We start from the raw sequence: 14818 nt of genomic DNA, 5'->3' as shown, positions 1-14818 counted from the left end.
GAGGTGCTGCGCGAGCCGGGCCGGCTCCAGCGGATGCAGGCGGCGGCGCGGAGAATCGGTCGCCCAGACGCGGCCGCGGACGTGCTGACCGGCCTGCTGGACGGGCCGTCACGTCCGCTGGTCGTCACCCGCGCAGCGCAGAAGACAATTCTCGCCGCGAGCGGGCAGCGCCTCGTCGCCACCGATCTGACGGGACCGTCCGCGCTGGTCCGGCTTATCGACTCGGCTGCGGGAAGCACGGTCGCGCTGCTGCAAGCCGAGGAGCTGGACGATCTCCAGAAGCGGTACACGACCCCGAGCGGTGGTCTGGTGCTGCGGCGCGGCCAAGCGCGCCTGTGGCTCCGGTGGGAGGCACGGCGGTTGCTCCGCGCACTGCTGCGGGGCGACAAGGCGCTGCCTGTCCGCGTCGAGGGGCTATCAGCACCCCCTGCCGTGCCTCCCGGATGACGGGAGCTACGAATTCTCGTGAAGTGGCCGAGGTGATCGGCTACTGAACGTGGTGGAATTTCGGTTCAATCGCATAACTGACTGCTGGTGCCGCCCATCGGGGTTCCAACCGCCGAAGCCGGACAAAAGTCTCTGTTCCGCAGAAACCCATAGGCGTAGCTTCAAGGTGCGGCCCCGCAACGGGGCGAGGCCGCATGCGAGGGGGGATCATGACCAGGCGTTCGGCATTCGGGGTTCTCGGACTCTCCGGCCTCATCGTGCTCACAGGCTGTTTCGGCCCGCCGGCCGCCGCCCCGACGAGCAACCCCGCCGCTCCAACCACGACAGTAAGCCCGTCCGGAACGACGCAGAGCCCGCCTGCGCCGAGTACGCCGTCGGCCGCCCCTACCTCCACGGCTGCTGTACCGCCGTCCTCCGCCCCCGCGAGCCCGCCCGCGACGGCGGAACCAACGCCCACGGGACTTCCGGAGCAGGTTGCTCCGCTGACCATCTACTATGTCGCTGTCGGTGACAACGGTGTTTCAGGACCCTTGGTCGGCTGCGGTGACAGTCTGATCGCTACGACCACGGCCCCCGTCCGATTCACTGAGCAGGTGGGTTCCAGCATGGAGACCCTGCTCGCAAACAAGAGTCGCGACGTCGGCATGTCGGGGCTCGTGAACGTCCTGTACAAGTCGAGTCTCACGTACGTCGACGGCGAGCTGAACGGCAGTACCGTCACGGTGTGGCTCACCGGGGAGTTCATGCTTGGGGGTGTCTGCGACGTACCGCGCGCAAAGGCGCAGCTGGAATACACTGCGATGGCCGCTATCGGTGCCACAAGTGCCAGGGTGTTCGTCAACAACCGCCTGATTGACGAAGTGCTCAGCCTCAAATAGGGCACGAGTATGAGATCGTTGCCGCGACTCAAGCCCAAGGTAACGATGGTGTTCGACGCAGTAGTTGGACGAAATTCTGTACCTTGGCGTGAGGTCGGGAGCGTTCTTACCCCTTTGACCGGCGGGCGTTAGCCAGCAAGCTTCATACCGTAGCCTAGAAGAGCCGCTGCCTGCCGGTGCTGGTCTCACCTTCCGGGGGAAAGAATGAAACGAGTGCGCCCGCGCCGATCGCAGCGGATCGTCGTCATGACCGTCGTGGCCCTACTGGGAATCAGTGGCATTGCCGCCTGCTCCGGCCAGGACTCGTCGGAAGGGACCGGTTCCGACGATCCCGCCACCACTCCGGCTACCGGAGTGTCGGCTATTTCCCGCAGTGGGGGGTCTACGGCCGCCAATTCCCCATGAAAGCGCTTCAGGACTCGGGAGCCGTTGGAAACCTGAGCCACATTAATTACGCCTTCGGCAACATCCACCACGAAACGCTCACTTGCTTCGAGGCAAACCGGGCTCAGGGGAGCGGCCCGGACGGCTCTGACGGTGCCTCCGATGCATGGGCCGACTACGGTATGGCCTACGACGCGGCCAACTCCATCGCCGGCACCGGTGACACTGCGGAGCAGCCGCTGGCCGGATCCTTCAACCAGCTCCGGCAGCTGAAGGAAGCCAACCCTGGGCTGCGCGCTGTGATCTCACTCGGGGGGTGGACCTGGTCCAAGAATTTCTCGCGCGCTGCGGCAACCGACGAATCCCGCAAGACGCTCGTTGCCTCCTGCATCGACCTGTACATCAAGGGAAACCTTCCGATGATCGACGGCAGGGGAGGGAACGGGGCTGCGGCCGGTATCTTCGATGGGATTGACATTGACTGGGAGTGGCCCGGCAGCGATAAAGGACTCGAGGGGAACGGGGTGGACACCGAGAATGACGCCGAGAACTTCCGGTTGCTGCTGCAGGAATTCCGGGAGCAGCTCGACGCCTATGGTGCCAGCACGGGCGCCTCCTATTCTCTGAGCGCCTTCCTTCCCGCGAACCCGGAGATTATTGAGGCCGGGGGCTGGAACGACCCCGATCTGTTCGAGTATCTCGACTTCGGAAACATCCAGGGCTACGACCTGTGGGGGACATGGGAGCCGGGGCTCACCGGCCACCAGGGAAACCTCTTCGACGATCCCGAAGATCCACGTCCAGACGGTGAACGATTCTCGGTGGACAGGACAGTGAGCGCGTATCTTGAGGCCGGAATTGACCCCGCGAAACTCGGGCTCGGCCTTGCGGCGTTCGGCAGGGGCTGGCTGGGCGCTGACACCGCCGAGCCATGGGGCACGGCCACCGGACCGGCGCCGGGCGGCGAGGAACCCGGCCTCGAGGATTACGACAAGCTGCGCGAGGTAGGCGAGGAATTCACTGACCCGACCCTTGGGGCGGCGTGGCGGTTCGACGGCGACCAGTGGTGGAGCTACGACAATCCCGAAACTGTGAAACTCAAAAGCGATTACATCCAGGAGCTAGGGCTCGGCGGCGGCATGTGGTGGGATCTTGCAGGCAACCGGGACGGTTCGCTCCTGACCGTCCTGTCCGATGAGCTGCGCGAAGCCTCACAAGGCCCGGCCCGCGACAGGGTGATGACCAAGGCCGCTGGCCAGCCAACCAGTACGCCAACTGCGGTTTCCGGCACGACAACGCCGAGCGCCTCGCCGGAAACCGCGCCGTCGCTGTCTGTTCAGGAGGCAGCGGACGCCGAACCTGTGGCGTGGGATGCGGACGAGGTCTACACCGAAGGCCAGCGCGTGATCTTCGAGGGCGAGGTGTACCGGACGCAATGGTGGACCAGCGGTGATGTTCCAGGTGCCGAGCAGTGGGGTCCGTGGAGGCGAACGGGCGGCTGACCCGCCCAGGCATGGCCGGGCAGTTTGAACTCCCGACCCCCTCGTAAGGAGGGCTGGCTGCCCAACGAATACCGTCTGGATCCTCAGACGGCGGCGTCCATCCCGCGAACCTTCAACAACTCGCGCTGGTTGGGGTTGACCGACTCGCGGAACGGCATCTCGACGACGTCGGCGCTGACCGGTCTGCCGGGCTCCGAAGCGTAGGGCTCAGGCAGGTGCACCCACAGCTTCGTGCCAATCGCGGCGAGGTCGGTTGGAACGAATCCCATTGCGATGTTGGTGCCCAGCTCCGGCGAAAACCACGGTGAGGTGACGTAACCGATGGGATCGCCGTCCTGCGCTGCGCTAATCAACCAGAAGTCGGGCGCATAGTCGTCAATCGGCTGACCACCGAGCTTCATCCCCACGAGGGTGTGGGTGTATGGAGGTGATCCGGCTTCCACTGCGGCACGCGCCGCTTCCAATGCTTCTTTCCCGATATAGTCCGCGGTCTTCTGCCGGGGAATTTGATAGCCCAGATTCACTTGGAACGGCAGCGTCTCGGCATCCATATCCTGACCCCACGACAGAATTCCCGCTGCAATCCGCCGGTGGTGTGCCGGGGCGACCACCATGAGGTTGTGGGGTTTGCCAGCCTCCAGCACGGCATTCCACAGTTGTTCCGCGTGCAGGGTTGCGTCGCGAAGGTAGATTTCGTACCCCTTCTCGCCCGTGAAGCCTGTCTGCGAAACAATGACCTCGCAACCGCCGACCGATGAGGCGAGCAGCCCGTACGAGGGGATTTCGGTGGCTGCCTGTCCAATCAGGTCCACCATCAGGTCAACAGATTTGGGTCCCTGAATCTGCACGGGTGACACGTCGATCTCCGCGATACTCACATTGAAGCGTTTGCCTACATTGACTCCTTGAAGCCATAGCCACAGGTCGGAGTCGGAAAGGCTGAACCAGAACTCGTCCTCGGCGACGCGAAGCAACACCGGGTCGTTGAGGATTCCTCCGGCTTCGTTGCACAGGATCACGTACCGCGCCCTCATTGCGGGAATCTTGGTGGCATCGCGGGTGATGACAAAGTTCACAAAGGCCTCCGCGTCCGGGCCCTTGACCTGGATCTGCCGTTCCACGGCAACGTTCCACATGGTGACGTGTCTAACCAGGGCCTCATACTCGGCCATCATCCCGCCGTCTTCGGGGCGGATGTAGCCTCTCGGGTGGTACATCCGGTTGTAGACCTGTGCGCGCCAGCAGCCTGCTTGATGGGAAAGCTGCCAATACGGTGATTTGCGGACCCGGGTGTCGATCTGCATTTCCACCGGGGTTGGGCCCGACTGGCGGAGGTTGATTGGAACTGTTCGGTCACGTTGGTCAACTGATGGAACGTTGTGATGCATTATGACTCCCTATCGACCAGCTCAGGGGTATTGCCGACCGGGGCAGTCGGCGTAGTCTCATAAAATGGAACTAAGGTCCCACATGGTGAGTGTATGATGTCCCGGGTGTGGCGTGCAAGGGATTTTCTGAAGCCTTCGTGCCGCAGGCTGCTTGAGACCGCCCGGTATGAAGTTCTTCCCACGGCGTCCATTGCGGATGACGTGATGGCGCACCTGCCTGTTGGCCGCCAGCTGACTATCACTGCATCTGCCGGGAAAGGGCTGGCAGCGACCCTGACGGTGGCAGAGACTCTCAGCCGTGCCGGGTATCAAACCATTCCCCACGTTGCCGCCCGAATGGTTCAGGGGCGGAAGCATTTGGAGGAGATTGTCGAACAGCTAGTGGGTGCCGGCGTAGACAGCGTTTTCATTCCGGCAGGGGACGCGCGGCCGGATCGGGCCGGTTATGCGGGGTCGCTCGAATTGCTGCAGGACCTCACAGCCCTGGGGCGGCCCTTCCGGTCGGTGGGAATCGCAGGCTATCCCGAGTCCCATCCAGTCATTCCTGACGACGTCACCATTCAGGCGATGTGGGACAAGCGCAATCACGCCACCAACCTGGTGAGCAACCTGTGCCTTAATCCGGCGGTTATCGCTGCCTGGATTGAACGTGTGCGGAAGCGCGGCATCGGCCTGCCGCTATGGGTCGGCATGCCGGGGCCGGTTGAGCGATCAAAACTGCTGTCCGTGGCCACCAGGATCGGGGTGGGGGAGTCCACTCGGTTTCTCGCCAAGAACACGTCCCTCTTTGCGCGCATAGCGGCGCCCGGCGGCTACAGTCCGGAGCGATTCCTTGACCGTCTTACTCCTGCGTTGGTGAAGCCTGGATCCGGGGTTGAGGGGTTGCATATTTACACCTTCAACCAGGTACGCCAGACCGAAGATTGGCGGCGGAACCTCCTCGAGCGCCCGGGCGGTCGCGTCAGCTGAATGCGCCGGGGTCAGGAGCAGCGGCTTCTTTGCGTGCACGCCGAGCCAGGATCCGTGACAGCAAACTGGCTTCGGCCACCAGTAGAGCACCAATTACCTGGTGGGACTGTTCCAGCCTGAAGGCTGGACCCGATACCCCAATCGCCGCTAGAACCCTCCCATCGCTGTCGCTGACGGGTGCCGCAAGTGCATCCAGCCCCTCCTCAAGCTCACCACGGGTCAGCGAATAGCCCTGTTCCCGAACCTGGGCCAGCTCGCCGTCGAGGACTGCAACATTGGGCACTGTGTTGGGTGTCCTCTGCTCAAGTGGATCCCTGGGTAGGCGGAGCGCCCCGAAGGCATACAGCACCTTGCCGAGCGCGGAGCAGTGCGGCGGCAGATCGACTCCCACCCAATTGGTCGTCCCAAGGATATAGCTGGAGTCGGTCTGGGCTACGTGAACCACCTTGTCCCCGCGCGGAACACCAAGGGTCACGGATTCGCCGGTCTCCTCGGCGATCCGCTCGAGCATTGGTTGTGCGGCAGTGGCCAGGGACTCCACGCGGTCAAACCGGGTGGCATAGTGGGTGAACAGCGCGCCGCCCAGGAAGTGCCCATCGTGATTACGTTCCAGCATTCCATTGCGTTCAAGTGCCTGCAGCAGCCGTGAAACGGTGGACCGTGCCAACCCGCTTCGGTCCACCAGCTCGGTGTAGGAAATCGGGTCGACTGAATGGATCACCAGGGCGAGCAGCAGCGCGGCGCGGTCGATGGATTGAGAACCGTTTGCCACGTGCCGCTCCCTTCAGTTGCTTGCTGCAATACGTCTCCGGTTCGCCCGGGAGTCAGCCCCCAACAGCCGGTCCAGACTCTACCAGCGGGGAACCTGCTGGGTGGGCTCCGGGTAGCGGTCAGGTCGAACCCGGCCCGGAGCACGACGATGCAACCCCGCGGAATTGAAGCGAACTCTTGACACCCGGATTCCACGCAAGGATTCTGAGAGAGAATCTGCGAAAGCAGGGGCGCCGGACGACGGCGAACCGCGGGCTGCAGGGCACGCAGACAGTCCGGTGATGGAGGAGCGAAAAATGAATACCGTTCCAACCAGGGCGCAGGCCGTGGTTATTGGTGCCGGCATTGTGGGCAACTCGCTGGTGCACCACCTTGCCCGGCTGGGGTGGCGGGATATTGTGCAGATCGACAAGGGCCCTCTCCCCAACCCCGGCGGTTCCACCGGTCACGCATCCAACTTCATCTTCCCCGTCAACCACCCCCGGGGCGTCACTGACCTCATCCTGGAAAGTGTCCGCCAGTACAGAGACATGGGCGTTTTTACCGTGTCCGGCGGGTTTGAGGTGGCACGCACGGAGGCGCGGATGGAGGAGCTGCGCCGACGGATGTCCTCAGCGAAGGCCTGGGGGATTGACTCCGAACTTGTCACACCGGGCCAGGTTCACGAGAAGGTGCCCTTCATTGACCCGGCGGTACTCGTTGGTGGTTTCTGGACCCCGTCGGCTGGCGTTGTCGATTCCGTGCGCGCCGGCGAAATCATGCGCGAACAGGCGCTGGAACGCGGAGCGCTGCAGGTTGTTTCCGAGGTCGAGGTGATCGGTCTTGACGTAGAGGGTGGCCGGATTCGCCGCGTCAGGACAACCGGGGGAGATATCGAAGCCGCTACCGTCGTCGTCGCCTGTGGGGTGTGGAGTCCGCGCATCGCAGCGATGGCCGGGGCATCCATCCCGTTGACGCCCGCCGTGCACCAACTCATCAAGGTGGGCCCGGTGCCCCGGTTCGCAGACACACCAGGGGAAATCTCTTTCCCCATGATCCGGGACATGGATATGTTCTGCTATGAACGCCAGCACTGTTCCGATCTGGAGGTCGGCTCCTATGCGCACCGTCCCATCCTGCTGGATGCCGACGGGATTCCATCGATTGACCAGGCGGAACTTTCACCCACCGAAATGCCGTTCACCGCTGACGATTTTGAGCCGCAACTCAAGCAGACCAGGGAATTGATGCCTGAAATTCTGGGCAATCCGGACGTACAGATCAACTACGCCATCAACGGACTGCTCTCCCTGACTGCTGATGGTGGGCAGGTGCTGGGAGAGACACCGGAGGTTGCGGGCCTCTGGTCAGCGGCCGCGGTGTGGATCAGGGAAGGTCCGGCCGTTGGGCGTCTGTTGGCCGAATGGATGACCCACGGGAACCCTGGGATCGACCTTCATCACGCCGACGTCGCACGCTTCTACCCACACCAACGGACCAGCGAGCACGTCAAGGCACGCGCAGCGGAGGGGTTCAATAAGACCTATGGGATTGTGCATCCCGGGGAGCAGTGGAGCAGCAACCGCAACGTGCGGCTGGCTCCGATGTACTCCAGCCAGCGTGACCTCGGGGCAGAGTTCTTCGAGGCCGCCGGCTGGGAGCGACCCATGTGGTACAAATCCAACGAGGCCCTCCTGGGCGACTACGGCGACGCCGTGATGCCGAGGGAAGTCGAATGGGACAGCCGGTGGTGGTCGCCCATCATCAACGCCGAGCATCTAGCGATGCGTGAGCGTGCGGGCGTCGTTGACCTGTCGGCGTTCGCGATTTTCGACGTCGTTGGTCCGGGGGCGCTCGCGGCAGTGCAGCGCACGATCGTGGCGCAAGCTGACGTCGGGATTGGCCGCGTCGTTTACACGCCTGTGCTCGATTCCCGTGGCGGCATCCGTGCCGACCTCACCGTGATGCGGCTCGGCGATGCGCACTTCCGTGTGGTTACCGGCGGGCTGACGGGCAATATCGACCGCAGGCGGTTTCAGGATCATCTGCCGGCCGACGGCAGTGCGCAGCTTGTCGACCAAACATCTGCCTATACAACCGTGGGACTCTGGGGGCCGCGCGCACGCGACATTCTTGGGGCGCTCACGGATCACGACATTTCTCATGAGGGCTTCCGGTTCAGCTCCTGCCGTGACATTCAGGTTGGCCCGCTCTCCGTGCTCGCGTCCCGGATGTCCTACGTTGGCGAGCTGGGATGGGAACTCTACGTGCCCATGGAGCAGGGCGCGCGGCTGTGGGATCTGGTCCGCTCGGCGGGAGCACCGCACGGGCTGGTCCCAGTGGGAATCGGCGTCTACGGGGGCACCGGACGCATCGAAAAAAGCTACCGGGCGCACGGCGCCGAACTGGATACCGAACGCACCCTGGTTGAGGCCGGGCTGCTGCGGCCCCGCGTCAAGGATGCCGAGTTCACCGGCCGCGACGCATACATTGCACAGCGTGCCAGCGATCCAGCAGCCGTGCTCTGTTCCCTGACAGTGGATGACCACGTTTCTGCCAACGGACGACGCCGGTACATGCTTGGCGGCGAACCGATCGTTGAGCGGGACGGCGGGCCCCTGACCGACGCACGCGGGCGGCGCTCCTACGTCACCTCAGCGGGGTCCGCTCCGTCCCTGGGAAAGCATGTGCTGATGGGCTACCTTCCGCCCGCGCTGGCAGTGACTGGCACCGCGCTGGCCGTCAGCTACATGGAGGATCTGTATCCCGTCACAGTGGCGGCCACCGATGCGACGCCTCTGTTCGATCCGGAAAACAAACGAATCAAGGGGTAGGGGACTCCCTTTCCGTGCTCCCCCTATATAGGGGAGGAGCGTGCCCCTATGTATGCCCCTTAACTTCTTCTTTGGGAGCAGATGCACGTTTAATGAAGTCGTCTCGTTCTGCTTGAGCGCGTTTCCCCCACCACCAAGAATATGGATTCAATGTCGTTCCCCTCTCTTAGGAGGCGAGCAGAGGCCCCAGGCCGACGCACGGCCGACTAGGGAGAGGATACATCATGCGTGGTCCCCCACCTCAGAAGACAGCAGTAGTCGAGACCGTGAGCATAGATCGCGCTTTCCTGAAGCAGCCAGAACAATGCGCAGTGATCAAAGGTGCCCGGCCGGTATCCGGGTTTGCGCGGCCCACGTTGGGTATGTCCCCCGCGGGCTTTGGTCTCGGATAGCATCAGCCGGACGTCAAGGTCCCGGACTCACCAACCGTGCACTGGGCTGACGCTGGCCTCGAAAATCCAGTAGTCCGAAGATGGGGCATGGAGTAGTCGCGCAACCGGCTTCTAACATTCTTTTCAGGCCCTGAGATGGGGAGCAAATGTCTCATAACTTATGTGGCTCGTAACCCATGCGATCCAAGACGGATTCGCCCCGACCGGGACACCGGGCGATCACAGAACACCGCCATTCAGCGCCAAACTCCACACCTCTTTGCAACCGCGCGAAGCTTCCCGAGGTTAACGGCGCGACCGTAGCCGTGTCTCCTGTTCACCTTGAGGGCCTTTGGATCTTCGTGTGAGGTTAGCTCAAAGCACCTAGCCGCTCTGAGTGGTCAGCTTCGTCGATAGCGGCTGGGATGGCGGTGTGGGAGTTGTTGCCTGAGTGGCCTGGCTAGTTCGGTGGGGTCGGTTCCGGATAATGCCGGGTAGCCGGGGTAGCTGGGGTGCCGGGTGGGGGTGGGGCGGTGGAGTGGTAGGTGTGGCCGGTGGGCGTGGTGACGCTGAGGGTGTGTCGGAGGCCCGGCCGTGGGACGGGGCAGGGGCGTGGTTGTGCTGTCCAGGCGGTGATTTCTTTGGTGTGGTTGCAGTGTTCGCAGAGTCCTGCCCCGTTGGCAATGGTGGTTGGTCCGCGCCGGTGCCAGGGGATGATGTGGTCGTAGTGGCGGATCGGTGCATCGCAGTAGGGCATCCGGCAGGTGTCATCGCGGGCGGCGATGAATCGGCGTTGCGCCCGCGTGAAGAGCCGGGCTGTGGAGTCCATGGCGACCAGGTCCCCAGCCGAGGGTGCTGTGTAGAGGCGCCGTAGCCACACATCGAAGGCATGGCGGCCTGAGTTCTCTGCTCCGGTGGTGGATAGGTCGGGTTGGAGAAGGTTTCGGGCCCAGGCTGAGGGGACGATGCCGTAGCCGGGGATCCTGGCGGGTTCACTATCGCCGTGGAACAGGGCCCGGTCGGTGATGATGAGCTGGACCTCGACCCGGGAGATACCTCCGGGTGTCCCGGTGACGCGTTCGATGAGGGTATCGGCCATCAGTTGGCCACGGGACCGGGTGTCTCCGGTGGCGTGGGCGGTGTCGGCGTGCCGGGTCAGTGCCGCGTACGCGGCGACCCCGTCTTTGACCGGTAACAGGGCGGTGAGGTAGGTCATGGTGTCCGGGGCGGGGCGGATACTGACGTACCGTTCACTGGCGGCGTGGGCAGCCCGGTTGACCACGGCCCGCGGGTCCCTGCGGTAGGCAGCGGTGCGGGCGGCGGCGGTGATGGCTTTATCACCGCAGCCGGTGAACGTCCCCGTGTCGGGGGCGAGTTCTTCATCGACGGCGCACCGGTCAGCGCTGGAGAGACACGCGGTTTCTTTGACTAATAGCGTGGCCCGCCATTCGTTGAGCTGGCCGTTGTGGAGGGCCGCTAACGTGTGGGGCATTTCCGTGACCAAAGCCCGCGCCAGTCCGAGGAGTCGGCTGCCGCGGGCGGGGGATTCACGCCGGGCGAGGGCGATCTGAGCGCCAACACCTTTGCCCTGCTCGGCGGCGAGCACTCCGGCCCGGGCTTGGGCGTGACGTTCGCAGAGGTCGAATGCGACGGCGATCCGGGCCTGCACGCCGGCGATCGCTGATTTCAACTCCTCGAGCCCACGGAGCTGGTCGATCAGCCCGGCAGCATCCGCGGCCGGCTTCACTGAGTCAAGGGCCTCAATCACCGCCCGCACTCCGGCATCCGCGACCTTGCTCGACACCGGAACCGTACTGGATTCCCGAACAGTCCTGCCGCTCGGGCCAGCTGCTTCGCGCGGCGCCGCCGTCCGGAAGGAGGATGCCTTCCGGATCACCGATGGAGCCTTGATGCCGTCCATAAGACAATTATTTCAGGCCCCACCGACATTCTAAGGGAACCAACGAGGCGGCGGACTGACCCACCCGAAATTAGGGAAAAATATCGGTCTGTCAGCTGTCGTCAAAGGTTTCGCGTTTGGTCGTACCTGGGTGGTACGCCGTCGGCCCGGCTAGAAGAGACGTGACTCGACGTCGTCCACACCGCGCATCATGTCGTAGTCGAGGGTCAGGCAGTCAATTCCTCGATCCAGGGCGAGGACCCGCGCTTGCGGTTTGATCTGCTGCGCGGCGAAGATCCCACGCACCGGTGACATCAGCGGGTCGCGGTTCAGGAGCTCGAGGTAGCGCGTGAGCTGCTCGACACCGTCAATGTCGCCACGACGCTTCAGCTCGATGGCTACGGTAGCTCCCGATGCGTCACGGGCGAGGATGTCAACAGGACCGATGGCAGTCATGTACTCCCTGCGGATCAGTGTGAAACCGGCACCGGCCAAGTGGATCTGTTCGGCGAGGAGACGCTGCAGATCGGCCTCGACGCCGTCCTTGACCAAGCCAGGGTCAACGCCAAGGTCGTGGGAGGTCTCGTGAATGAGTTCGTGGATATTGATTACCAGGCGGTCATCGCTTTTGGCCTGCTGGACGTTCCACACCTCGGTGACCCCCAGCTCGGTGTCAGTTTCGTCGGGGCTGGTGATGCGCAGCGAGGCTGGCGGGCTCATCCAGTTGAGGGGCTTGTAGGAGCCACCATCCGAGTGGACAAGAACCGACCCATCGGCCTTCACCATGAGCAACCGGGTAGCTAGGGGCAGATGGGCGCGGAGGCGTCCAACGTAATCGACTGAGCACTGAGCTATGACTAAACGCACCCTTGCACTTTACCGGTCCATTGCTCTCAAGTTTTTCACCGGTCAGTGCGTGAGGTGCATCCGTGGGCGATTCATCGGGCAGACTTGGTCTATGCCGCGCTCCAACCGTCCCCGCCGTCCTGGGAAGCCGACTGTGCAGCCCGGACGCAAAGGGGGACCGGTGACCGAAATCGATCTTGAGCGCGCGAGGGCAGGAATCCCAACTCGGGAGAGCGCTCCCGACGGCGAATGGTCGGTACGGACAATTACCGAACGTAACGCCGCCAAGGACTACGTCTGTCCCGGCTGTCACCGGGTGATTCCGCCGGGCCTGGCGCACCTGGTGGTCTGGCAGGAGGACTCCCTGTTCGGTGCTGCTGCGGGGCTGGCCGGCCGTCGGCATTGGCACATCAACTGCTGGCGGACGCGCAGCTACCGGTACTGAGTCGCTGCCAGCCATTCCCCTAGACTAAAACGATGACTTCCAACGCCTCCAGTTACGAGTTCACCGAGTCCGACGGGCCCATGGATATCAGGGCATCGACTGTTCTTCCGGCGGTCCGTACCGATATTGAGCTGCTCACCGCCGACGGGCTCACTCTCGTGGGCGAATTCGCCGAGCCGGTGGGTAGGGCGCCACGTGCCACTCTGGTGACCATGCACCCACTGCCGACGGCCGGCGGCTTCATGGACTCGCATGTGTTCCGCAAAGCCTCCTTCCGGCTTCCGGCACTGGCAGACATAGCAGTCCTGAGGTTCAACACGCGCGGCACCTGCTCACCACGCGGCTGCAGCGAGGGTGAGTTTGACGGCGGGGCGGGCGAACGCGCCGATATCGAGGCGGCTGTCGCCTGGGCCGCCGAACGTCACCCTGAGAATATCTGGCTGGTGGGCTGGTCTTTCGGCACCGAGCTATGTCTGAAGTATGGGGCCACCGAACCAATCTCCTCGCTGATTAAGGGAGCTGTACTCCTATCGCCTCCACTGCACCGTGCTGGCGACGAGGACCTTGACGCCTGGGCTGCGTCCGGACTGCCGCTGAAGGTGCTCGTACCCGAGCACGACGACTACCTGCAGCCCGAGGCAGCGAAGGAACGGTTCGGCCGGGCGTCCCAGGCCGAGGTTATCGGTGTCGAGGGCGCCAAGCATCTGTGGGTGGGGGAGAAATACGCGTCCCGGGTGCTCGACGAAATAACCGATACCGTGCTGCCCGGTAGGTCCCAGCCGCTGCCGTCAACCTGGGCTGGGGCAGCTGCCACCGCTTCCTAAGGCTCTACTGACTGTCCTGACGGGCGATAAAGACCTCCTTGAGTAGCAGCATCACTGCCGCCGCCGTCGGGATCGCTATCAACGCGCCCAGAACGCCCAGGAGGCTACCGCCAGCAATCACCGCGATGACCGCCACGGACCCGGGAACTGCTACCGCGCGCTGCATGACGCGTGGCGAGATGAAGTAGGCCTCGACCTGAAGGTAGGCGAGGTACAGGACGGCGAAGAGCAGTGCGGTTTGCCAGCCTGTCGTCAGTGCCACCAGGGTCACGATCACTGCTGCAATCAGCGCCCCCACCAACGGGATGAACGCCAGCAGTACGACGACGAAGGCCAGCAATACCGAGAACGGTACCTGGGCTATGGTCATGAAGAGGAAGGCGAAGGCTGCATTAAGGATCGCCACGCACGCCTGGCCAATCACGTAGTTGCCGACGCTACTGGTGATCTCCTCAGCCAGCGATTCCACCCGTGGACGACGGGAGCGTGGCGCCAGCCTGTAAGCCCACTTCTTCATCGCCGGCAGGGACGCCAGGAAGTACAGAGTCAGAACCAGCACAATCAACGTCCCGAATAGGCTGTTGATAATGACTGTTCCCACACCCAGCACCCCGCCGAAGATGCCACCAACTGCTTCCGAGTTGTTGAAGAAGTTATTTACTTCCTCGGTTACCCGGTCCCTGATCTGGAACTGTTCATCGACGGTCTGAAAGAAGTCCGAGCTCAGGAAGTTGTCAACGAACCCGGGGGCCCGGTCCGCGAACTGGCTGGTCTGAGTCACTATGGTGGGAATCAGCGTGGCAAAGAACGCTGCAATCACGCTCGCGAGCAGCAACAGTGCCACGGCGATGCCTGCCGGACGAGGTACCCGCCTCTTTTCCAGCCAGCGAACAATAGGGTCGAGCCCCAGCGCAATAAACATTGCCGCGCCGATCCACAGCAACAGTTGGCCCACATTGGTGATCATGAAATAGGCCAGGAGGGCCAGCCCTACGCCCACTGTCCCCATGAAGCCGAAATGGATTGGGTGATGCCGCATGGACCGGGGCGCGGAGTTGCCGAACTTCAGCCGGTCGTCGCCGAGGACAACGCCCTCGTCGGTGGGCACCGGTGCTGGGATACGCTCCGGCGGGAACTCAAACCGCAGGCGTGGCTGTGCGCCGGGGATGGGCCGGCGGAGCCTGCTCAGGACCGCCCCGACGATGCTGCGCTCAGCCGGATCATCGGAGCTACCTGACGGTTGACCGCCGTGTCCGTTAGTTGAGGCGGCGGGGCGGGGC

11 protein-coding genes and 1 pseudogene are annotated in these 14818 nt (G+C 63.5%); 7 read left to right on the top strand and 5 right to left on the bottom strand.

Features of this window, described 5'->3' with window-relative positions; translation table 11 throughout:
• From Y703_RS18925 to Y703_RS18920, 3 genes and pseudogenes are all read left to right on the top strand, one after another.
• Positions 1–447, top strand: a pseudogene (locus Y703_RS18925) (polysaccharide biosynthesis protein); the annotation flags it as partial.
• A gap of 209 nt (positions 448–656) precedes the next feature.
• Positions 657–1325, top strand: coding sequence for a RodZ family helix-turn-helix domain-containing protein (locus tag Y703_RS22510; protein WP_026552434.1), 669 nt, complete (start codon positions 657–659; stop codon positions 1323–1325).
• Positions 1326–1726: 401 nt separating this feature from the next.
• The gene (locus Y703_RS18920; RefSeq protein ID WP_051427435.1) at positions 1727–3211 is read left to right on the top strand and encodes a glycosyl hydrolase family 18 protein; all 1485 of its coding nucleotides are present in this window, start codon (positions 1727–1729) and stop codon (positions 3209–3211) included.
• Between the two features lie 83 nt (positions 3212–3294).
• Here Y703_RS18920 and Y703_RS0108930 read toward each other — a convergent pair whose 3' ends face one another.
• Positions 3295–4599, bottom strand: coding sequence for a glycine cleavage T C-terminal barrel domain-containing protein (locus Y703_RS0108930; protein WP_026552433.1), 1305 nt, complete (start codon positions 4597–4599; stop codon positions 3295–3297).
• 204 nt (positions 4600–4803) lie between these two features.
• On the opposite strand from Y703_RS0108930, the gene Y703_RS0108925 reads away from it, so the two are divergent.
• Positions 4804–5568, top strand: a complete 765-nt coding sequence (locus Y703_RS0108925) for a methylenetetrahydrofolate reductase (protein WP_253907985.1) — start codon at positions 4804–4806, stop codon at positions 5566–5568.
• Here Y703_RS0108925 and Y703_RS18915 read toward each other — a convergent pair.
• On the bottom strand, positions 5561–6340 hold the full coding sequence (locus Y703_RS18915) for an IclR family transcriptional regulator (protein WP_051427434.1): 780 nt from the start codon (positions 6338–6340) through the stop codon (positions 5561–5563). The two genes, Y703_RS0108925 and Y703_RS18915, sit on opposite strands and share 8 nt — an antisense overlap.
• A gap of 295 nt (positions 6341–6635) precedes the next feature.
• Here Y703_RS18915 and Y703_RS0108915 point away from each other — a divergent pair, with 295 nt between their 5' ends.
• Positions 6636–9152: a GcvT family protein gene (locus tag Y703_RS0108915; RefSeq protein WP_026552431.1), complete on the top strand. Its 2517-nt coding sequence runs from the start codon at positions 6636–6638 to the stop codon at positions 9150–9152.
• 831 nt (positions 9153–9983) lie between these two features.
• Here Y703_RS0108915 and Y703_RS18910 read toward each other — a convergent pair.
• On the bottom strand, positions 9984–11444 hold the full coding sequence (locus Y703_RS18910; RefSeq protein WP_081743464.1) for an HNH endonuclease: 1461 nt from the start codon (positions 11442–11444) through the stop codon (positions 9984–9986).
• A gap of 150 nt (positions 11445–11594) precedes the next feature.
• Positions 11595–12290, bottom strand: coding sequence for an endonuclease NucS (gene nucS, locus Y703_RS0108905; protein ID WP_026552430.1), 696 nt, complete (start codon positions 12288–12290; stop codon positions 11595–11597).
• A gap of 91 nt (positions 12291–12381) precedes the next feature.
• Here nucS and Y703_RS0108900 point away from each other — a divergent pair, with 91 nt between their 5' ends.
• Together Y703_RS0108900 and Y703_RS18905 are read left to right on the top strand one after the other, a co-directional pair.
• Positions 12382–12714: a hypothetical protein gene (locus tag Y703_RS0108900; protein WP_026552429.1), complete on the top strand. Its 333-nt coding sequence runs from the start codon at positions 12382–12384 to the stop codon at positions 12712–12714.
• A 32-nt stretch (positions 12715–12746) separates the two neighbouring features.
• The gene (locus Y703_RS18905) at positions 12747–13538 is read left to right on the top strand and encodes an alpha/beta hydrolase (RefSeq protein ID WP_035764373.1); all 792 of its coding nucleotides are present in this window, start codon (positions 12747–12749) and stop codon (positions 13536–13538) included.
• Positions 13539–13542: 4 nt separating this feature from the next.
• Here the strand turns inward: Y703_RS18905 and Y703_RS0108885 are convergent, their stop codons facing one another.
• Positions 13543–14742, bottom strand: a complete 1200-nt coding sequence (locus Y703_RS0108885; protein WP_081743467.1) for an AI-2E family transporter — start codon at positions 14740–14742, stop codon at positions 13543–13545.
• Between the last annotated feature and the right edge of the window lie 76 nt (positions 14743–14818).

The organism is Arthrobacter sp. H20, assembly GCF_000520515.1.
In the GTDB taxonomy this organism is placed as follows: domain Bacteria; phylum Actinomycetota; class Actinomycetes; order Actinomycetales; family Micrococcaceae; genus Arthrobacter_D.
The sequence above is the reverse complement of the archived record's forward strand: the minus strand, read 5'-3'. Positions and strand labels throughout refer to the sequence as shown.